Raw genomic sequence first — 19,049 nt, forward strand, 5'->3', positions numbered from 1 at the left:
TGGTGTGGTGTGTTGTCGTTACGCTCGGGCCTGGCAGCAGGCGGCGCTGGCGAGAATTCAGTCGCGTGGATCGTCTTCGTGCGACGGATACTCGTTCCAGTGCAGCTTCTTGCGCAACGTCGCGTAATAGCTGTAGCCGACGGGATGCAGGAAAGGCACCGTATGGCGCGAGCGGCGCACGTCGATCGTGTCGTTCAGTTCGAGCGCGGTGAACGACTGCATGTCGAAGTTCACGTTGACGTCGCGGCCCGAGATGATCTGGATGCTGACCTTGGAGTCGTCCGGTATCACGATAGGGCGGTTCGACAACGCATGCGGCGCGATCGGCACGAGCACGAGGCCTTGCAACTGCGGATGCAGAATCGGCCCTTGCGACGACAGCGCGTAAGCTGTCGAGCCCGTCGGCGTCGCGACGATCAGCCCGTCCGAGCGCTGGTTGTACATGAAGCGGCCATCCACGGAAACGCGCAGTTCCGCCATGCCCGAAAAGCCCGAACGGTTCACGACGACGTCGTTGAAGGCGAGCGCATGGTAAATGGGCTGGCCGTCGCGCATGATCCGCGATTCAAGCAGCGTGCGCTCTTCGCGCTCGAAGGTGCCCGACAGCATCTGCGGAATGATCTCGCGCATGTCGGTGAACGGGATGTCGGTGATGAAGCCCAGCCGCCCGTGATTGATGCCGATCAGCGGCGTCCTGTACGGCGCCAGTTGCCGGCCGATGCCCAGCATTGTGCCGTCGCCGCCGAGCACGATGGCAACGTCCGCGCGCGCGCCGATTTCTGCCACGCGCAGCGCAGGCCATTGCGTCGCGCCGATTTCCTGCGCGGTTTCCGCCTCGAACACGACGTCGAAGCCGAGCTTCCCGATGCACGCGGCGAGCGCGGTCAGCGGTTCCCCGATGCCCGGCGTATTGCTGCGCCCGACGAGCGCAACGGTCTTGAACTGGCTGTTAGCTTGCATGCCGGCATTACACCATAGGTGCGACGTGAAAAGAACCGTCGAAGGCGGCGCCACGCCCGTCGGGGCTGACACGCGACGGCCGCGCGATGCCGGCCAGCCTTCGCCCGATTGTCGTTAGAATGGTGAAGTCCTCATGACAGATGTGACGACTGTCTGGATCCATGCGATGCGGCTTGTGCGCGGGCGGGGTGCCGCGCAGGGCGCGCACGGCTGTCAAGCCGCCGCGCCGCGTGCCGCCGCGCGCTCGCCGCGATGCGGTGGTTACGCTAAAATTTTTCGCCATGCTAGATCCTCGCGCACAAACCCTTCTGAAAACGCTGATCGAGCGGTATATCGCCGAAGGTCAGCCGGTCGGCTCGCGCACGCTTTCGCGGTACTCCGGGCTCGAACTGAGCCCGGCGACGATCCGCAACGTGATGTCCGATCTGGAGGAGCTGGGGCTCGTCATCAGTCCGCATACGTCGGCGGGACGCATTCCCACGCCGCGAGGCTACCGGCTTTTCGTCGACACGATGCTCACCGTCGAGTCGGCCGCCGACGAGGACGCCGTGATGCGCGCGGTGAAGACCACGCTGCAGCCGGGCGAGCCGCAGAAGGTGGTCGCGGCCGCCGCGAGCGTGCTGTCCAACCTGTCGCAGTTCGCGGGCGTGATCCTGACGCCGCGCCGCAGCCACGTGTTCAAGCAGATCGAATTTCTGCGCCTGTCCGACAAGCGCATCCTGCTGATCATCGTGACGCCGGAAGGCGACGTACAGAACCGCATCATGGCGACGCAGCGCGATTTCTCGCCGTCGCAGCTCACCGAGGCAGCCAACTACATCAACGCGCACTTCGCGGGCCTGTCGTTCGACGAGGTGCGCCTGCGTCTGCGCGAAGAAATCGACGAACTGCGCGGCGACATGACGACGCTGATGCACGCAGCCGTCACCGCGAGCACGGACATCACCGATACAGGCGAAACCGTGCTGATTTCCGGCGAGCGCAATCTGCTCGAAGTGGCCGACCTTTCGTCGGACATGGCGCGGCTGCGCAAGCTGTTCGATATATTCGATCAAAAGACGAGTCTCCTTCAGTTGCTCGATGTGTCGAGCCACGCGCAAGGCGTGCAGATTTTCATTGGCGGCGAGTCGAACCTCGTCCCGATCGAGGAAATGAGCGTGGTGACCGCGCCGTATGAAGTGAACGGCAAGATAGTGGGCACGCTCGGCGTGATCGGCCCGACGCGCATGGCCTACAACCGCGTGATTCCCATCGTCGACATCACCGCGCGCCTGCTTTCGATGACGCTCAGCCAAGGGTAGCGTCGAGCTCGGCATGGTGTTCATCATGCGCGGCGTTTTTCGCCGTGCCAATTGGCCGAACGGCCAGGTATCGGCGGCAGACCGCGCCGCTATAATGGGCTTCCCGATTCATTACGTGCCGCGCGCTTGCACGGCTCTTCCCTTTGCCTATGCGCTTCGACCTCGAGCGGCCCTCGCAGAATGCTGCGGCACATCGTGTCGCCGTGTTGCTGATCAATCTCGGCACGCCCGATGCGCCGACGCCTCGCGCCGTCCGGCGCTATCTCGCGCAGTTTCTGTCCGATCCGCGCGTGGTCGAGATTCCGTCGTTCGTGTGGCAAATCATCCTGCGTCTGTCGATCCTGCCCTTTCGCGGCGTCGCCTCGGCGAAGAAGTACGCGGCCGTGTGGATGCCTGAAGGCTCGCCGCTGCGCGTGCATACGGAAAAGCAGGTGGAAGGGTTGCGGCATCTGCTGCACCTGAACGACTACACGGTGATCGTCGACTACGCGATGCGCTATGGCACGCCCGGCATTCCCGCCATGCTCAACCAGCTGAAGCTGGCGGGCGCCGAACGCATCCTGCTGATGCCGATGTATCCGCAGTATTCGTCGTCGACCACGGCCACGGCTTTCGACGACGCGTTCGCCGCGCTCAAGCGGATGCGCAACCAGCCGGAAATCCGCACCGTTCGCCAGTACGCGGATCATCCCGCCTATATCGCGGCGCTCGCGGCGCAGGTGAACCATTACTGGCATGCGCACGGCCGCCCGGACTTCGCGGCGGGCGACAAGCTGGTGCTGAGCTTTCACGGCGTGCCCAAGCGCACGCTCGACTTAGGCGATCCGTATCACGAGCAATGTCAGCAGACGGCGTCGCTGCTGATGCACGCGCTCGGGCTCACAACTGTGGAATGCCGCGTGACGTTTCAGTCGCGCTTCGGTAAGGCCGAATGGCTGCAGCCTTATACGGCGCCGACGCTCAAGGAGCTCGGCGCGGCGGGTGTGCATCGCGCGGACGTGTTCTGTCCGGGCTTTACGGCGGATTGTCTGGAGACGATCGAGGAAATCGGCATGGAAGTGCGCGACGAATTCGTGCACGCGGGTGGGAAAGTTTTTCACGCCATTCCCTGCCTGAACGCGTCGTCCGCGTGGATCGCGGCGCTCGGCGAGATCGTCGCGCAGCATCTGCAAGGCTGGCCGGTGCAGGTGAGCGCGCCGCAAAGCGCGTCCGTTGCGTGAATTTTTCCGTATCCGGCATGCAATCTGCATTCGTGTATCGGCTCATGGCGTCTGGAAGCGCCTGAAGAAGGACTGATGAACTACAAGATTTCTACCGAACCGGGCGCTCGTTTGCGCATCGACAAATGGCTGTGGGCGGCGCGCTTCTTCAAGACGCGTTCGCTGGCAACCGATGCCGTCGAGAAGGGCCGGGTGCGGATCGGCGGCGCGACGGTGAAGCCGGCCAAAGATGTGCGGGTCGGCGATCTGGTCGAGATCGAGATCGAACGGATTGTGTGGCAGATCCAGGTGCTCGGCGTGTGCGACGTGCGCGGGCCAGCGAGCGTCGCGCAGACGCTTTACGTGGAAACCGAAGAGGGCAGGCAGAAACGCCAGCAGGAGAACGAGCGGCGCAAGACCTATCGCGAGCCAGCCGCCGAATTGCAAGGGCGGCCGACCAAGCGCGACCGGCGCGTCATGGACAAATTTTCGCGTGAGGGTTGAACAGCTGTTCCATCGTCGCATGAACGCCACCATATTCGGTGGTGTGTTCGTTGACGACGCCCGACATGCAGATGGTCGTGGTGCCTGCGATGAGTACCAATGCGACCACCGATATAGCGAAGGTCAGTTTCACGGTACTCCCCCATGGAGATTGCAAGCGGAAACGGGCGATTCAGCTGGTAGTAAGCCGTACGTCAGATTAGGGTTAACGTGCCTTTTCGGACGCTTTAGTTGAGTTTAAGACACTCGCGCAGCGCGCTCAATCTCAATATGATGTCGCGCTCGAAATGCTTGTTAGGCCAGATTTCCGGGCCCCTGCAAGGTGCAAAAAGCATCGGCGGGAGCCTTGAAATACGGCGTACGCACCCTTACTTGGACCGTTGATGCGCGGCCGGCATGTTGTATCGGCACCACGCTCATCGCGCGAGTCCCGTTAAACTGCCGCCGTTTCTTGGCCATATCTATTTGAATTTCAGCGACATGGAAAACACGCAAGAGAATCCGACGAGCCAGAATCCCACGCCCGCCGACGAAGTCGCGCGCCAGGCCGCAGAGGCCGCATCGGGCGAGCCGCAGGCTCAGGCGCAACAGCCCGACGCAACTGCCGGCGCACAGCAAGCCGAAACGTCTGGCGTCGAAGCCGCGCTGGCCGAAACGCAGGCGAAGCTGGCCGAAATGCAGGAAAACTTCCTGCGCGCCAAAGCGGAGACGGAGAACGTTCGCCGCCGCGGTCAGGAAGACGTCGCGAAGGCGCACAAGTTCGCCATCGAGAGCTTTGCCGAACATCTGCTGCCCGTCGTCGACAGCCTCGAAGCTGCCGTCACGCACTCCTCCGACGATCTCGTGAAGGTCCGCGAAGGCGTCGAGCTGACGCTGCGCCAGCTGACGGGCGCGCTGGAGAGGGGCAAGGTTGTTGCTCTCAATCCCGTTGGCGAGAAGTTCGATCCGCATCGCCATCAGGCCATTTCGATGGTCCCGGCCGACCAGGAGCCGAACACTGTGGTCGCCGTGCTGCAAAAGGGCTATGTGATCGCCGACCGCGTGCTGCGTCCGGCGCTGGTCACGGTCGCGGCGCCGAAGTAAGCGGCGCTCGCACCGCCATGGCCGGCATTCCCGTCGACAGCACTGCGTTCGCGGACTTCGACATGCAGGTACTCACGGCAGATACCTTCGACGCCGGCATTCAGTCGGTGGGCGACGACCTGGCCGTGGTGTTCTTCTGGGGGCTGGACTGCTTCAACTGCGAAATCGCGAAGAAGGCGATGCTCGCGCAGCCGGACGCGATCCGCGCGCTCGGGCTGCGCTGGTTTCACAGCAATGTGTACGAGCATCGCGAGCTGGGCCGGCGCTTCCAGCTGCATGGCGTGCCGACGTGGTTCTTCTTTCACCGGGGCAAGCGTCTCGGGCGGGCGACGGGCTGGCATGGGCTGGCACAATTCGAAGCGGCCGTCGCCGCGGCGCGTGAGAAAATCCGCGCGGCTGCGGTAGGGGCGGCCGGCGTCGGAGCGAGTGGCGAAGACGCAATCGGCGGCTAGTCGATTGAAAAAATTTAATGACCGCATCGCATTAAGGGTCTTGAAAACGATGCGACTGCACTTATGTTGAGTGCAGGATGAATTTCAGGGCGGGACGCCCGGTGGCCGGATCGGCCAGCCAGCGATGCCCGCAGCGATCAAAGTCAGGAGATTAGTAAAAATGGGCAAAATCATCGGCATCGACCTCGGCACCACGAATTCGTGCGTGGCGCTGATGGAAGGCAATCAGGTCAAGGTGATCGAGAACTCGGAAGGTGCGCGCACCACGCCGTCGATCATCGCTTACATGGACGACAACGAAGTCCTCGTCGGCGCGCCCGCCAAGCGTCAGTCGGTCACCAATCCGCGTAACACGCTGTATGCGGTCAAGCGCCTGATCGGCCGCCGCTTCGAAGAAAAAGAAGTGCAAAAGGACATCGGCCTGATGCCCTACAAGATCGTCAAGCACGACAACGGCGATGCCTGGGTCGAAGCGCATGGGCAAAAGCTCGCGCCGTCGCAGATCTCGGCGGAAGTGCTGCGCAAGATGAAGAAGACGGCTGAAGACTACCTCGGCGAGGAAGTCACGGAAGCTGTGATCACGGTTCCCGCGTACTTCAACGACAGCCAGCGTCAAGCCACGAAAGATGCAGGCCGCATTGCCGGTCTGGAAGTGAAGCGGATCATCAACGAACCGACGGCTGCTGCGCTCGCCTTCGGCCTCGACAAAGCCGAAAAGGGCGACCGCAAGATTGCGGTGTTCGACCTGGGCGGCGGCACGTTCGACATCTCGATCATCGAAATCGCGGACGTCGACGGCGAAATGCAGTTCGAAGTGCTGTCGACGAACGGTGACACGTTCCTCGGCGGTGAAGACTTCGACCAGCGCATCATCGACTACATCATCGGCGAGTTCAAGAAAGAGCAAGGCGTCGATCTGTCGAAGGACGTGCTCGCGCTGCAACGCCTGAAGGAAGCGGCTGAAAAGGCGAAGATCGAACTGTCGTCGGGTCAGCAGACGGAAATCAACCTGCCGTACATCACGGCGGACGCATCGGGTCCGAAGCACTTGAACCTGAAGATCACGCGCGCCAAGCTGGAAGCGCTGGTCGAGGACCTGATCGAGCGCACGATCGAACCGTGCCGCGTCGCGATCAAGGACGCAGGCGTGAAGGTGAGCGACATCGACGACGTGATTCTCGTCGGCGGCCAGACGCGTATGCCGAAGGTGCAGGAGAAGGTCAAGGAATTCTTTGGCAAGGAACCGCGCCGTGACGTGAACCCGGACGAAGCCGTTGCTGTCGGCGCGGCGATCCAGGGCCAGGTGCTGTCGGGCGACCGCAAGGACGTGCTGCTGCTGGACGTGACGCCGCTGTCACTGGGCATTGAAACGCTCGGCGGCGTGATGACGAAGATGATCAACAAGAACACCACGATCCCGACGAAGCACGCTCAGGTGTACTCGACGGCGGACGACAATCAGGGCGCCGTGACGATCAAGGTGTTCCAGGGCGAGCGCGAAATGGCAGCGGGCAACAAGCTGCTGGGCGAGTTCAATCTGGAAGGCATTCCGCCCGCACCGCGTGGCGTGCCGCAGATCGAAGTGAGCTTCGACATCGACGCGAACGGCATTCTGCACGTCGGCGCGAAGGACAAGGCGACGGGCAAGGAAAACCGCATCACGATCAAGGCGAACTCGGGTCTGACCGAAGCCGAAATCGAAAAGATGGTGAAGGACGCGGAAGCGAACGCGGAAGAAGATCACAAGCTGCGTGAACTGGCCGACGCCCGCAACCAGGGCGATGCGCTGGTGCACAGCACGAAGAAGGCGCTCACCGAGTACGGCGACAAGCTGGACGCGGGCGAGAAGGAAAAGATCGAAGCCGCGCTGAAGGACCTCGAAGAAACGCTGAAGAGCGGTTCGAGCGACAAGGCTGCGATCGAAGCGAAGATCGAGACGGTTGCAACGGCCTCGCAGAAGCTCGGCGAAAAGATGTACGCCGACATGCAGGCGCAAGGTGCAGCGGGCGCGGCAGGTGCGGGCGCAGCCGGTGCGGAAGCAGCGGCCGGCCAAAGCCAGCAGGCCGACGACGTCGTCGACGCCGAGTTCAAGGAAGTAAAGAAGGACTAAGCCGGGTTGCTATCTGACCGCAAGGCTGCGCATGTCATCCGTGCGCAGCCCGGCTGCAAAGGGTTGAGCGCCTCCATGGCGTCTGAACCGATCACGCGCCTGGCGAGCCTTTCGGCTCTCCGGGCACATTTGTTTTATGGAGGGCGCGGCTTTTGACCCGTAATTGCGGTCGAGGCCAGAGCCTTACGAGTCGCGAGACTCCAGCATTCAAGAGGAGCCGCCGCGCCGCATCGCGCGGATGGCGTTGAACCGATATGGCGAAACGGGATTACTACGAGATTCTGGGCGTTGCAAAGAACGCGAGCGACGACGAAATCAAGAAGGCTTATCGCAAGCTCGCGATGAAGCACCACCCTGACCGCAATCCGGGCAACAAGGATGCGGAAGAGCATTTCAAAGAGGTGAAGGAAGCCTATGAAATGCTGTCGGATTCGCAAAAGCGTGCAGCGTACGACCAGTACGGCCACGCTGGCGTCGATCCGAACATGGCGGGTGCGGGCGCCCAGGGTTTCGGCGGTTTTGCCGACGCATTCGGCGATATCTTCGGCGACATCTTTGGCCAGGCAGCGGCCGGTGGGCGCGGCGGCCGCGGCGGTCCGCAGGTGTATCGCGGCGCCGATCTGCGCTACAGCATGGAAATCACGCTCGAGCAGGCCGCACACGGCTACGACACGCAGATCCGCGTGCCGAGCTGGGTGTCATGCGAAATCTGTCACGGTTCGGGCGCGAAGCCGGGCACGAAGCCGGAAACCTGCCCGACCTGTAACGGCTCGGGCGCGGTGCGGATGTCGCAAGGTTTCTTCAGCATCCAGCAGACGTGTCCGAAGTGCCACGGCACGGGCACCTACATTCCCGAGCCTTGCACGCACTGCCACGGCGCGGGCAAGACCAAGGAAACCAAGACGCTGGAAGTGAAGATTCCGGCGGGCATCGACGACGGCATGCGTATCCGTTCGGCTGGCAACGGCGAGCCGGGCATCAACGGCGGTCCGTCGGGCGACCTGTACGTCGAGATTCACATCAAGGCGCACGCCGTGTTCGAGCGCGACGGCGACGATCTGCATTGCCAGATGCCGATTCCGTTCACGAAGGCGGCGCTGGGCGGCGAGATCGAAGTGCCGACGCTTGCCGGCCGCGCGAGCTTCACGGTGCCGGAAGGCACGCAGTCGGGCAAGACGTTCCGGCTGCGCGGCAAGGGCATCAAGGGTTTGCGTTCGAGCATCGCGGGCGATCTGTACGTGCATGTTCAGGTGGAAACGCCTGTCAAGCTCACGGAACCGCAGCGCGACCTGTTGCAACAGTTCGAGAAGTCGCTCGTGGAAGGCGGCGCGCGTCACAGCCCGCAGAGCAAGAGCTGGTTCGACCGCGTCAAGAGCTTTTTCGACTAACGAGTTCTGACGTTGGCGGTATGCATGGCGGCTCAGGAAACAGCGGCTCACGAAGGAAGCTCCGTGTTCGCGTTGCTCGACGACTGCGACTCGACTGCGAGTCGCCGTTCGAGCCGGCTGTACACGGGGTTTCGTCGCGAGCACGTTTGCACTGACCGCGCGCAGCTGGACGCCGTCTGCGAGGCGGCTTCGGCCGATATCGACAGCGGGCTGTTCGCCGTCGTACTGGCCGACTACGAATTTGGACAGGCTTTGCAGCAGAAGACGCAGCGTGCCAATGGCACGCTGCGTTTTTTATTGTTCGACACGTGCCGGAAGATGTCGCGCGACGAGGTCGACACATGGCTCGCGCTCTACGACAGCGCGGCCGTCGAGCCTTCGGTGGCGGGCATCGGCGGCGTTCATGCGAGCGTCGATGAAACGCAGTTCACGCAGGCCATCGGCGCGATTCACGACGCGCTGCGCGCCGGCGACTCCTATCAGATCAACTACACCTACCGGCTGTACTTCGACGTGTTCGGCACGCCCGCCGCGCTGTTCCGGCGGCTGCGCGCGCGGCAGTCGGTTCACTACGGCGCGCTGATCGCGTTACCCGACGACCGCTGGGTCGTGTCGTGCTCGCCGGAGCTGTTCGTCGAGAAGAAGGGCGCTTCGTTGCGCACGCGGCCGATGAAGGGCACCGCGGCGCGTTCGTCGGATGCGCAGCGGGATCGCGCGGCTGCCGAGTTCCTCGCCAGTGATCCGAAGAACCGCGCGGAAAACGTGATGATCGTCGATCTGCTGCGCAACGATCTGTCGCGAATCGCTGAAACCGGCACGGTGAAAACGCCTGCGCTGTTTTCGATCGAGCCATATCAGTCGTTGTGGCAGATGACGTCGACCGTGACGGCGACGTTGCAGGCGCGCACGTCGTTTGCCGAGGTGCTGCGCGCGCTCTTCCCGTGCGGCTCGATTACGGGCGCGCCCAAGCACAAGACGATGCAGTTGATCGAGCAACTCGAATCCACGCCGCGCGGGCTGTACACGGGTGCAATCGGCTGGCTTGACGCCCAGCCGGATCTCGGCGAGACAGTCGGCAAGCAGTGCGGCGATTTCTGTCTGTCGGTGGCGATCCGCACGCTGACGCTCGGCGCCGTCACACCGGACGGAGCGCGGCACGGCGAAATGGGCATCGGCGCGGGCATCGTGCTCGATAGCGTGGCGCAGGACGAATACGCGGAGTGCAAATTGAAAGCACGTTTCCTGACGGAAGCCGACCCGGGATTCCAGCTGTTCGAAACGATGTATGCAACGCGTGAAGGCGGCGTGCGGCATCTCGACCGGCATCTCGCACGGCTTGGCCATAGCGCGCGGTGGCTGGGCTTCGCGTTCGACGAAGACAGCGTGCGCGCGCAACTCGTTGCGCAATGTGCGGCGCTGCGCAACGCCACGCCGCACCGGATGCGGCTGACGCTGGATAAAGCCGGCGCGGCGGAGATCACGTGTGCGCCGCTCGTGCCGCAGACGGAAGAAGTGGTCGGCGTGCTGCTCGGCCCCGATCACGGTTTCGCGACGATGCAGGCGTCCGATCCGCTGCTGCTGCACAAGACGACGCGTCGCGCGGAATACGATCGCGGCTGGCGCGAAGCCGAATCGCACGATGCGTTCGACACGTTGTTCTTCAACGAACGCGGCGAGCTGACCGAGGGCGGTCGGTCAAACGTTTTCGTGATGCTGGATGGACGATGGTGGACGCCGCCCTTGTCGTCGGGCGTGTTGCCGGGCGTGATGCGTGGTGTGCTGCTGGACGATCCCGACATGCAAGCCGGCGAACGGGTGCTGACTCGGGAAAATGTGTTGAATGCGCAAGCGCTGCTACTCTGCAATGCGCTGCGTGGGGCGTTGCCGGCGCGGATTATTGCTTGAATGGTTTAGCCGGCAACGTGGCAGGAACTCGCATCAGGCGTGATGCCGGTGAAACAGGCGACCGATCCACGCGGCGAGGCGGGCATGCCAGGTGGCGTCGTATTCGTGGGGATGATTGCCGTGGTCACGGATGCGCGTGACGTCGATCAGGCAGAAGGGGCTCATGTTCGTATCTCCGTTGGCGCGCGTTGAGCGCGTTGAAAGGAGAACGAAGATAGACGACACGGATTGCAGGTCGAATCGGACCGGTCTTAAAGATGTTCGGGCGGCTCCGCACACATCCCCAATGAAAAGCGGCGCATCGAAGCGCCGCCGGAATCAATCAGAACGTGTGCTCAGGGCCAGGAAACGTACCGTCCTTGACGGCCCGCACGTACGCCTCGACGGCAGCGAGAATGCTCGGCTGCCCCTGCATGAAATCTTTCACGAAACGCGGACGCTTGCCGGGGAAAATGCCGAGCATGTCGTGCAGCACCAGCACCTGACCCGAACACTCGACGCCCGCACCGATGCCGATCGTCGGAATGCGCAACTGTTTCGTGACTTCGGAGGCGAGCAGCGTCGGCATCGCTTCCATCACGAGCAGTTGCGCGCCTGCGTCCTGCATCGCGCGCGAATCGCGCAGCAACTGGGCCGCGCCCGCTTCCGTCTTACCTTGCACCTTGAAGCCGCCGAACGCGTGCACCGACTGCGGCGTGAGGCCGACGTGACCGCACACGGGCACCGAGCGCTCGACCAGAAAGCGTACCGTGTCCGCGAGCCATTCGCCGCCTTCGAGCTTCACCATCTGCGCGCCTGCCTGCATCAGCTTGACGGCGTTCGTGAATGCATCGGCGGGCGTGCCGTAGGTGCCGAACGGCATGTCGGCGACGATCAGCGCCGACGGTTTCGCACGCGCGACACAGGCCGTGTGATATGCGATTTCGTCGATCGTGACGGGCAGCGTCGTGCTCTGGCCTTGCAGCACGTTGCCGAGCGAATCTCCGATCAGCAGCGAATCGACGCCCGCGCGATCGAGCAGCGCCGCGAAGCTCGCGTCGTAGCACGTGAGCATCACGATCTTGTCGCCGGCTTCGCGCATCGCCTGGAGCTTCGGGACGGTGACGGCGCTGCGGCTCGTCTCCTGCAAATAGGTCATGGGTGATCCATTGGGAACGCGGCTACACGCTACAGCCAGACGCTATAGCGTGCCGCCTTTGACAAAGAATTCCTTGCGCCCGCGCATCGTTTCGATGCGCTCGACGAGCAAAGCAAGGTCCGCGTCGGATTCGAGCGGATTCAGGTGTTCGGCGCTGACCGTGAGAACGGGCGCACCGTCGTAGTGATAGAAGAAGTCGTTGTATGCGTCGCACAGCGAGCGCAGGTACGCATCCGAAATCTGCAGTTCCATCGGCACCGCGCGCTTTTGAATGCGCGAGAACAGCACTTCGGGACTCGCCTGCAGATAGATGATCAGATCCGGCGACGGACCGGGCACATCCAGCTTCGCCGCGAGCGCGCGATACAGCGGGTACTCGTCGTCCTCTAGCGTCAGACGCGCGAAGATGTCGTTCTTCTGCGTCATGAAATCGGTGATGAGCGGCGTGCCTGCCGTGCGCAGCGCGCTGATGTCCTGCACCTGCTGCGCGCGCTGCAGCGCGAAGCTCAGCTGCGCGGGCAGTGCATAGCGCGACGTGTCACGATAGAAGCGCTCGAGAAACGGATTGTCCTGCGGACGCTCGAACAACTCGTGCATCGACCAGCGTTGCGCGAGCAGGCGCGCAAGCGACGTCTTGCCGACGCCGATCGGCCCTTCGATCGTCAGATAGCCGTGCGGCGGACGCAGGTGGGGCGCCGTGACGGTGAGCGGCGGGGCGGACATCGGCAGGGAGTTCATGGGCAGCCGCCCTTGGGCGTATCGTTCCTGGCGTCTTCCGTGCGGAATGCATCGGCCGCGTTGGGGGCGACGCATTGGCACGGAGATTTCATCTTTTCGATGCGCTGATCGGCGACGGCTGCCAGAAACGCATCGGCGCGGCCGCGTTGCGGGATGATCAGCGCGGGTTCGATTTCGACGAGCGGCACGAGCACGAACGCACGCTCCGTCATGCGCGGATGCGGCACGATCAGATCGGGTTCGTCGATGGCGTGTTCGCCAAACAGCAGAATGTCGAGATCGAGCGTACGCGGCGCGTTGCGAAAGGGGCGCTCTCGGCCGAAGTGAAGCTCGATCTTGTGACACAGCGCGAGCAGATGGCGCACGGGCAGCGCGGTCTCGAGCTTGACGACGAGATTCAGATAATCGTCGCCGCCCGCGTCGATCGGGGCCGTTCTATAAAGGCTCGATTTCGCGAGCACGGTGACGGTGTGCTGTTGTGCGAGACACACCACCGCGTCTTTCAGGGTCTGGCGCGCGTCCCCGAGGTTCGCGCCGAGGCCGAGATAGGCAACCGTCATGGCATAACTTCCTGCAACTTGCGTTCGACGGCGCGCGCCGGAAACGCGTCAGTCCTCATGCGGGCCGTCGTGGCTCGCATCGTCTTCTGCGCGGTTTCCTGAAGCCGTGCCGCCCTCCATTCCGTCGCCCTGTTTGCTGCGGTTTCGGCTGCTGCTACGCCGCCGTCGTTTTCTGGGCGCCCGGTCCTTCCCGCCTTGCGTAAGCAGTGCCTCGCGTGCGGCGATGTCTCCTTCGATGAACTCCGTCCACCACGAACCAACCGACTCATCCAGTTCGCCCGATTCGCAGCGCAACAGGAGGAAATCATACCCCGCTCTAAATCTTTGGTGTTCGAGCAGCTTCAGCGCGCTGCGGCCCGAGCGCTTTTCGAGGCGATGCTGCAGGCCCCAGATCTCGCGCATATCCGACGAGAAGCGCTTGTGAATGGCGAGCTTCTCGGTCTGCATGTCGAGCACGTCGTCCATCGCGCGATGCAGCGCAGGGACCGGGAATTCGCCGTTCGCCTCGTACTGCTGCCAGCGTTGCTGCATGTCGTGCCACAGCAGCGTGGCGAACAGGAAGCCCGGCGACACCGGCTTGCCCGCACGCACGCGCGCGTCGGTGTTGTTCAACGCGAGCGTGATGAACTTCTCGCCGTGCGGCTGTTCGAGCACGACGTCGAGCAGCGGCAACAGACCGTGATGCAGCCCTTCCTTGCGCAGACGCTGCAGGCACGCGAGCGCATGGCCCGACAGCAGCAGCTTGAGCATCTCGTCGAACAGACGCGCGGCGGGCACGTTGTTGATCAGATCGGCGAGTTCGGTGATGGGCGCGCGCGTCGCTTCGTCGATATCGAAATCGAGCTTTGCAGCGAAGCGCACGACGCGCAGCATGCGTACCGGGTCTTCGCGATAGCGTGTTGCCGGATCGCCGATCATGCGCAGCAAGCGTGCGCGCACATCGGCCATGCCGTTGTGATAGTCGAGCACGGTTTGCGTCGCGGGATCGTAGTACATCGCGTTGACAGTGAAGTCGCGGCGCGTGGCGTCTTCGTGCTGCTCGCCCCAGACGTTGTCGCGCAGCACGCGGCCGCTTGCATCGACGGCATGCGTGCGACGGTCCAGCTCGTCGCGCTTCAGGCGGCGCGGCGGCGGGGCGTCGGCGTCAGCGGGCGGGGCGTCCACGAGTGCGCGGAACGTCGACGTTTCGATGATTTCCTGGCCGAACTGTACGTGCACGATCTGGAAGCGCCGCCCGATGATGCGCGCGCGGCGGAACAGCTTCTGCACCTGTTCGGGCGTGGCGTCCGTGGCGACATCGAAGTCCTTCGGCGCGATGCCTAGCAGCAGATCGCGCACGGCGCCGCCCACGATGAATGCGCGAAAGCCCGCCTGTTGCAGGCCTTCCGTCACGCGGATCGCGTTGCGCGAAATCAGCGACGGGTCGATGCCGTGAATGTCCGACGAGATGATGACGGGTGCGTCCGGCTCGGGCACGGCTGCTGGGGCCGGCTTGCGACGCGTACCTCCCTTCGACGCTGCAGCGCTGCCTTTCGATGATGTACGGGGCGCGCGGCTGGTGTGTGCACGATCTTCCGGCACAGCGTAGTCGTCTGCTTCTGTGGGCGGCGCGGCTTCGTCAGCGGGCTCTGCGTCCTGTCCGAACAGCTTGCGAATGAGTTTCTTGATCACGAGGGTTGAAAGAGTTCGAGGATGCGCCAGCCATGCTTCTGAGCATGCGCGCGTAGCGTGTCGTCCGGGTTGGTCGCGATCGGGTCGGTGACCTTTTCGAGCAGCGGGATGTCGTTATGCGAATCGCTGTAGAAATAACTGCGTTCGAAGTCCGACCATGTTTTGCCCAGCGATGTGAGCCATTCTTCCGTGCGCACGATCTTGCCTTCACGGTAGCTCGGCGTGCCTTTCGGGTAGCCGGTGTAGTCCGATGCCGGGTGACCGTCGATCGTCTCCACCTCGCACGCGATCAGCTTCTCGACGCCGAAGACTTCGGCGATCGGCGCGGTGATGAATTCGTTGGTCGCGGTGACCATGCAGCACAGGTCACCCGCGTCTCGATGCTTGCGCACCAGTTCCATCGCGGCGGGCACGATGGCGGGTTTGATGACCTCATGCATGTACTGGTCGTGCCACGTTTTCAACTGCGAGCGCGGGTATTTCGCCAGCGGCGTCAGCATCGCGACCAGATAGGCATGAATGTCGAGCTTGCCGGCCTTGTAGTCGGCAAAGAAGCGATCGTTTTCACGCGCGAAACTTTCGGCTTCGACAATGCCGAGTTTCACCATGAAGCGGCCCCATTCGTGGTCGCTGTCGGTGGGGATGAGCGTGTGATCGAGGTCGAAGAGAGCGAGGTTAGCCATGGGGGACTATTTTACTTGAAGCGGATGATGAGACCTGGACAGCCGCGCGACGCGGGGCCTCGACCGTGCCGCTCGCAGTGCTGGCGCCGTCGGGCGACGCGAGCATCGTGCGCAAAAGCGGCAGCGTGACGGCGCGCTTCTGCTCGAGCGAAAAGCGGTCGAGCGCGTCGAGCAATGCCATCAGGCTCGGCATGTCGCGGCGGAAATGGGTGAGCAGATAAGCGGGCACGTCGTCGGCGAGATTGATGCCGCGTTCGCGTGCCGCGCGCTTCAGAACGGCCGCCTTGCCATCGTCGGCGAGCGGCGCGACATGGAACACGAGACCCCAGCCGAGGCGCGTGCGCAGGTCTTCGCGCACGTCGAGGCCCATCGGCGCGGCGTTGCCCGCGGCGACGAGCGCGCTGGTCGGATGAGCGCGTACTTCGTTGAACAGGTTGAACATCGCGATCTGCTGCGCGCCGGACAGGCGGTCGCAGTCGTCGATTGCATACAGCGCGACTGCGGGGTCGAAGGCGAAAGCCGCGAGGCTGCTCTGCGGGCCGGCGTAGCGCGCGTGGCCCGGCGGCGCTTCATGCACGAGCGCCTCCAGCAGATGCGTGCGGCCGCTGCCCGTCTCGCCCCAGGCGTAGAACGTGCGGTCCGCGACCGGGCCGGCCGCGAGCGCCGCGTCCAGCTCCCGCAGGCGCGTGACCAGCTCGGCGTTGGCGCCGGCGAAGAAGTTGTCGAATGTCGATGGCGGCGGGGTGCCGAGATCGAGCGTCAATTGGCGCGACACAATAGATAAGCCGTTAATGACCGATATGCGAACCGATAAGCGATCAGTTCTTGTAAAGCGAGCTCGACAGATAACTCTGCCGCAACTCGCGGAACGCGACAGACAGTATCGCGCTGACGGGCAGCGCGATCAGCACGCCGAAAAAGCCGAACAGCTGGCCGAACGCGAGCAGAGCGAAGATCACCGCGAGCGGATGCAGCCCGATCCGTTCGCCGACGAGCCGCGGCGTCAGGAAGAAACTTTCGAGTATCTGTCCGATGCCGTAGATCACCGCGACGGCGCCGAACCCGTACCAGTCGCCGAATTGCAGCAGCGCGGCGAGGAGCGCGAGCGCGAGGCCCGTCGCGAAGCCAATATACGGAATGAAGACGGCGAGCCCCGTGAAGATGCCCACGGGCAGCGCGATCTCGAACCCGGCGATATACAGCGCGACCGCATAGAACACGGCGAGCACGCCCATCACGAGCAACTGGCCGCGCAGATATTGCGACAGCATGTGATCCATGTCGCGCGCGAGATGAATCGTCTTCGCGAAAAAGCGGCGCGGGATGAAGCCGCGCAGGCGCGTGAGCATCGCGTTCCAGTCGTACAGCAGATAGAACAGCACGAGCGGCACCATCACGACGTTGCCGACGACCGTGATCATCACGTTCGAACTGGTGCGAATCGAGGTCCACGCGTACAGCACGACCGTCTGCGCGCTGCCTTCAAGCTGACCCATCACCACGTCGCGGACGCTCGCGAAGTCGAGCGGATCGATGATGCCCAGCAACGCCAGCTTCGGCTGCAGCCAGCCATGCAGATGCGAGAAGAACGAGGGCACCTGCTGCTTGAGTTGCGGCACTTCTTTCTGGATGACGCCCAGCACGAGTAGCCCCAGCAGCGTGACGATCAAGGCGAAGAACAGGATCATCAGCAGTGCGGCGACGCCGCGCGGAACGCGTCGGCGGGTCATCCACGCGACGCCCGGCTGGAGGATATACGCGAGGATCGCGCCGAGCAGGAACGGCGTAAGCACGGGGCTCAACAGCCAGAGCAGAATGCCGACGGCAAGCGCAATGGCAAGCCAGATAAAGGCGCGGCGCTGATACGGCGTGAGGATCGGACTGTTTTGCTGCAAAATGGGTTTCCCAGGTGTCGTGTCGGCGTCTCAAATTCCAGCCGTGCGGCCGGCATCGGGTAAAATCGCATTTTACCGACCTTCGAGCTCTCCCCCCATGAATCAACCGAAATCCGCCCCGAATTCCCCTGATTCGGCCCAAGGTTTGTCGTATCGCGACGCGGGCGTGGACATCGACGCGGGCGATGCCCTCGTCGACGCGATCAAGCCCTTTGCCAAGAAGACGCTGCGCGACGGCGTGCTGGGCGGCATCGGTGGGTTCGGCGCGCTGTTCGAAGTGCCGAAGAAGTACAAGGAACCGGTGCTCGTATCGGGCACGGACGGCGTCGGCACGAAGCTGAAGCTGGCGTTTCAGCTGAACAAGCATGACACAGTCGGCCAGGATCTCGTCGCGATGAGCGTGAACGACATTCTGGTGCAGGGTGCCGAGCCGCTGTTTTTCCTCGACTACTTCGCGTGCGGCAAGCTGGACGTCGGCACGGCCGCGACGGTCGTGAAGGGCATTGCGCAGGGCTGCGAGCTGGCTGGCTGCGCGCTGATCGGCGGCGAAACGGCGGAAATGCCGGGCATGTATCCGGATGGCGAGTATGACCTGGCGGGTTTTGCCGTCGGCGCAGTCGAAAAGAGCAAGATCATCGACGGCAGCAAGATCGTGCCGGGCGATGTGGTGCTGGGTCTTGCGTCGAGCGGTATTCATTCGAATGGGTTTTCGCTGGTGCGGAAGGTCATTGAGCGCGCTCAGCCGGATTTGAATGCTGATTTCGATGGGCGTTCGCTTGCTGATGCGTTGATGGCGCCTACGCATATTTATGTGAAGCCTTTGCTGGCGTTGATGCAGCAGCTCGAAGTGAAGGGTATGGCGCATATCACGGGCGGCGGTCTGGTTGAGAATATTCCGCGCGTGCTAAGAGAAGGCCTGACGGCCGAGCTGGATCATCGTGCGTGGCCGCTGCCGCCGCTGTTCGTATGGCTGCAGAAGCACGGTGGTGTGGCTGATGCGGAGATGCATCGGGTGTTCAATTGCGGGATCGGGATGGCTGTGATTGTTTCTGCTGCTGACGCGGATAAGGCGGCGGGGTTGCTTTCCGCCGCTGGCGAGCAGGTCTGGAAGATCGGTGTCGTGCGTGAGAGCAAGGAAGGCGAGGCGCAGACTGTAGTGGTTTGAGTTGCCTTTCAGGCAGCGTTTGGGAAGCCGTCCGGGAGTTGGGCGGCTTTTTGTTTTTCGCTTTTTGCACTTTGATGGGGGCGTTGCCGGTCGGTGTTTCAGGCTTTTCGCTGGCATCCGCGCAACGACTTACCCCTTCGAGCGTCGCCCCGGGTCTGTCATAGATTTTGTGTTCAGGGCATAGCATGTAGCTCAAGGAGCATGTATGCCACGCAAACCTAAGACGACTACCGAAGCGCAGACAGCGTTACCGTCCATTCCGAAGGAACTGATCGATCAGTTCGTGAAGGGACCCAT

20 protein-coding genes are annotated in these 19,049 nt (G+C 63.1%); 9 read left to right on the forward strand and 11 right to left on the reverse strand.

The features are described 5' to 3' along the window. Positions 1-57 precede the first annotated feature (57 nt). Positions 58-960: an NAD kinase gene (locus tag SB822_RS31540; protein WP_410856387.1), complete on the reverse strand. Its 903-nt coding sequence runs from the start codon at positions 958-960 to the stop codon at positions 58-60. Between the two features lie 7 nt (positions 961-967). Next, positions 968-1,243 carry a hypothetical protein gene (locus tag SB822_RS31545; RefSeq protein WP_144267849.1) on the reverse strand — a complete coding sequence of 92 codons (276 nt, stop codon included), beginning with the start codon at positions 1,241-1,243 and terminating at the stop codon, positions 968-970. Here SB822_RS31545 and hrcA point away from each other — a divergent pair. The 3 genes from hrcA (at position 1,242) to SB822_RS31560 (ending at position 3,964) form a co-directional block, all read left to right on the forward strand. Further along, the gene (hrcA, locus tag SB822_RS31550) at positions 1,242-2,261 is read left to right on the forward strand and encodes a heat-inducible transcriptional repressor HrcA (RefSeq protein WP_007578598.1); all 1,020 of its coding nucleotides are present in this window, start codon (positions 1,242-1,244) and stop codon (positions 2,259-2,261) included. The genes SB822_RS31545 and hrcA overlap by 2 nt on opposite strands. Positions 2,262-2,410: 149 nt before the next feature. Continuing rightward, on the forward strand, positions 2,411-3,481 hold the full coding sequence (gene hemH, locus SB822_RS31555; protein WP_410856403.1) for a ferrochelatase: 1,071 nt from the start codon (positions 2,411-2,413) through the stop codon (positions 3,479-3,481). 75 nt (positions 3,482-3,556) lie between these two features. Continuing rightward, entirely contained in the window at positions 3,557-3,964 is a 408-nt protein-coding gene (locus SB822_RS31560; protein ID WP_410856388.1) for an RNA-binding S4 domain-containing protein, read from the forward strand. Here the strand turns inward: SB822_RS31560 and SB822_RS31565 are convergent. Continuing rightward, the gene (locus SB822_RS31565; RefSeq protein ID WP_410856389.1) at positions 3,936-4,097 is read right to left on the reverse strand and encodes a hypothetical protein; all 162 of its coding nucleotides are present in this window, start codon (positions 4,095-4,097) and stop codon (positions 3,936-3,938) included. The two genes, SB822_RS31560 and SB822_RS31565, sit on opposite strands and share 29 nt — an antisense overlap. A 347-nt stretch (positions 4,098-4,444) precedes the next feature. On the opposite strand from SB822_RS31565, the gene grpE reads away from it, so the two are divergent. The 5 genes from grpE to SB822_RS31590 all read left to right on the forward strand — a co-directional run bounded on the left by grpE (position 4,445) and on the right by SB822_RS31590 (position 10,902). Beyond that, positions 4,445-5,047 carry a nucleotide exchange factor GrpE gene (gene grpE, locus SB822_RS31570; protein WP_410856390.1) on the forward strand — a complete coding sequence of 201 codons (603 nt, stop codon included), beginning with the start codon at positions 4,445-4,447 and terminating at the stop codon, positions 5,045-5,047. Between the two features lie 17 nt (positions 5,048-5,064). After that, on the forward strand, positions 5,065-5,499 hold the full coding sequence (locus SB822_RS31575; RefSeq protein WP_410856391.1) for a thioredoxin family protein: 435 nt from the start codon (positions 5,065-5,067) through the stop codon (positions 5,497-5,499). Between the two features lie 160 nt (positions 5,500-5,659). Continuing rightward, positions 5,660-7,609: a molecular chaperone DnaK gene (dnaK, locus tag SB822_RS31580; protein ID WP_007578592.1), complete on the forward strand. Its 1,950-nt coding sequence runs from the start codon at positions 5,660-5,662 to the stop codon at positions 7,607-7,609. A 254-nt stretch (positions 7,610-7,863) separates the two neighbouring features. Further along, on the forward strand, positions 7,864-8,997 hold the full coding sequence (dnaJ, locus tag SB822_RS31585; protein WP_007578588.1) for a molecular chaperone DnaJ: 1,134 nt from the start codon (positions 7,864-7,866) through the stop codon (positions 8,995-8,997). Between the two features lie 24 nt (positions 8,998-9,021). Then, positions 9,022-10,902, forward strand: a complete 1,881-nt coding sequence (locus SB822_RS31590; RefSeq protein ID WP_410856392.1) for a chorismate-binding protein — start codon at positions 9,022-9,024, stop codon at positions 10,900-10,902. Between the two features lie 33 nt (positions 10,903-10,935). On the opposite strand, the gene SB822_RS31595 is transcribed toward SB822_RS31590, so the two are convergent. From SB822_RS31595 to SB822_RS31630, 8 genes are all read right to left on the reverse strand, one after another. Then, positions 10,936-11,067, reverse strand: coding sequence for a hypothetical protein (locus tag SB822_RS31595; RefSeq protein WP_269138798.1), 132 nt, complete (start codon positions 11,065-11,067; stop codon positions 10,936-10,938). Between the two features lie 157 nt (positions 11,068-11,224). Beyond that, positions 11,225-12,040: a 3-methyl-2-oxobutanoate hydroxymethyltransferase gene (gene panB / locus SB822_RS31600; protein ID WP_410856393.1), complete on the reverse strand. Its 816-nt coding sequence runs from the start codon at positions 12,038-12,040 to the stop codon at positions 11,225-11,227. Between the two features lie 42 nt (positions 12,041-12,082). Then, a complete protein-coding gene (locus SB822_RS31605) occupies positions 12,083-12,763 on the reverse strand; it encodes a deoxynucleoside kinase (protein WP_410856404.1) in 681 nt (226 codons plus the stop codon). A gap of 11 nt (positions 12,764-12,774) precedes the next feature. Continuing rightward, positions 12,775-13,338, reverse strand: coding sequence for a 2-amino-4-hydroxy-6-hydroxymethyldihydropteridine diphosphokinase (gene folK, locus SB822_RS31610; RefSeq protein ID WP_410856394.1), 564 nt, complete (start codon positions 13,336-13,338; stop codon positions 12,775-12,777). Between the two features lie 48 nt (positions 13,339-13,386). Next, on the reverse strand, positions 13,387-15,009 hold the full coding sequence (gene pcnB / locus SB822_RS31615; protein ID WP_410856395.1) for a polynucleotide adenylyltransferase PcnB: 1,623 nt from the start codon (positions 15,007-15,009) through the stop codon (positions 13,387-13,389). Beyond that, positions 15,006-15,692, reverse strand: a complete 687-nt coding sequence (locus SB822_RS31620; protein WP_131238551.1) for an HAD family hydrolase — start codon at positions 15,690-15,692, stop codon at positions 15,006-15,008. The genes pcnB and SB822_RS31620 overlap by 4 nt, the downstream gene beginning before the upstream one ends. Beyond that, positions 15,685-16,467: a DnaA regulatory inactivator Hda gene (hda, locus tag SB822_RS31625; RefSeq protein ID WP_410856396.1), complete on the reverse strand. Its 783-nt coding sequence runs from the start codon at positions 16,465-16,467 to the stop codon at positions 15,685-15,687. Before hda ends, SB822_RS31620 begins: the two co-directional genes overlap by 8 nt. A 43-nt stretch (positions 16,468-16,510) precedes the next feature. After that, positions 16,511-17,587, reverse strand: coding sequence for an AI-2E family transporter (locus SB822_RS31630; protein ID WP_410856397.1), 1,077 nt, complete (start codon positions 17,585-17,587; stop codon positions 16,511-16,513). A 97-nt stretch (positions 17,588-17,684) separates the two neighbouring features. Here SB822_RS31630 and purM point away from each other — a divergent pair, with 97 nt between their 5' ends. Then, positions 17,685-18,752 carry a phosphoribosylformylglycinamidine cyclo-ligase gene (purM, locus tag SB822_RS31635; protein WP_410856398.1) on the forward strand — a complete coding sequence of 356 codons (1,068 nt, stop codon included), beginning with the start codon at positions 17,685-17,687 and terminating at the stop codon, positions 18,750-18,752. Positions 18,753-19,049: the final 297 nt, after the last annotated feature.

It is taken from the genome of Paraburkholderia sp. SIMBA_054, assembly GCF_046534875.1.
GTDB lineage: Bacteria > Pseudomonadota > Gammaproteobacteria > Burkholderiales > Burkholderiaceae > Paraburkholderia > Paraburkholderia hospita.

Bases quoted from the DNA above. Each gene is read 5' to 3' on its own strand.
- grpE (WP_410856390.1), top strand. From the start codon at position 4,445: ATGGAAAACACGCAAGAGAATCCGACGAGCCAGAATCCCACGCCCGCC.
- SB822_RS31540 (WP_410856387.1), bottom strand. From the start codon at position 960: ATGCAAGCTAACAGCCAGTTCAAGACCGTTGCGCTCGTCGGGCGCAGC.
- panB (WP_410856393.1), bottom strand. From the start codon at position 12,040: ATGACCTATTTGCAGGAGACGAGCCGCAGCGCCGTCACCGTCCCGAAG.
- SB822_RS31605 (WP_410856404.1), bottom strand. From the start codon at position 12,763: ATGTCCGCCCCGCCGCTCACCGTCACGGCGCCCCACCTGCGTCCGCCG.
- hrcA (WP_007578598.1), top strand. From the start codon at position 1,242: ATGCTAGATCCTCGCGCACAAACCCTTCTGAAAACGCTGATCGAGCGG.
- SB822_RS31575 (WP_410856391.1), top strand. From the start codon at position 5,065: ATGGCCGGCATTCCCGTCGACAGCACTGCGTTCGCGGACTTCGACATG.
- purM (WP_410856398.1), top strand. From the start codon at position 17,685: ATGAATCAACCGAAATCCGCCCCGAATTCCCCTGATTCGGCCCAAGGT.
- SB822_RS31590 (WP_410856392.1), top strand. From the start codon at position 9,022: ATGGCGGCTCAGGAAACAGCGGCTCACGAAGGAAGCTCCGTGTTCGCG.
- hemH (WP_410856403.1), top strand. From the start codon at position 2,411: ATGCGCTTCGACCTCGAGCGGCCCTCGCAGAATGCTGCGGCACATCGT.
- dnaK (WP_007578592.1), top strand. From the start codon at position 5,660: ATGGGCAAAATCATCGGCATCGACCTCGGCACCACGAATTCGTGCGTG.
- SB822_RS31560 (WP_410856388.1), top strand. From the start codon at position 3,557: ATGAACTACAAGATTTCTACCGAACCGGGCGCTCGTTTGCGCATCGAC.
- SB822_RS31620 (WP_131238551.1), bottom strand. From the start codon at position 15,692: ATGGCTAACCTCGCTCTCTTCGACCTCGATCACACGCTCATCCCCACC.
- SB822_RS31545 (WP_144267849.1), bottom strand. From the start codon at position 1,243: ATGGCGAAAAATTTTAGCGTAACCACCGCATCGCGGCGAGCGCGCGGC.
- SB822_RS31595 (WP_269138798.1), bottom strand. From the start codon at position 11,067: ATGAGCCCCTTCTGCCTGATCGACGTCACGCGCATCCGTGACCACGGC.
- dnaJ (WP_007578588.1), top strand. From the start codon at position 7,864: ATGGCGAAACGGGATTACTACGAGATTCTGGGCGTTGCAAAGAACGCG.
- folK (WP_410856394.1), bottom strand. From the start codon at position 13,338: ATGACGGTTGCCTATCTCGGCCTCGGCGCGAACCTCGGGGACGCGCGC.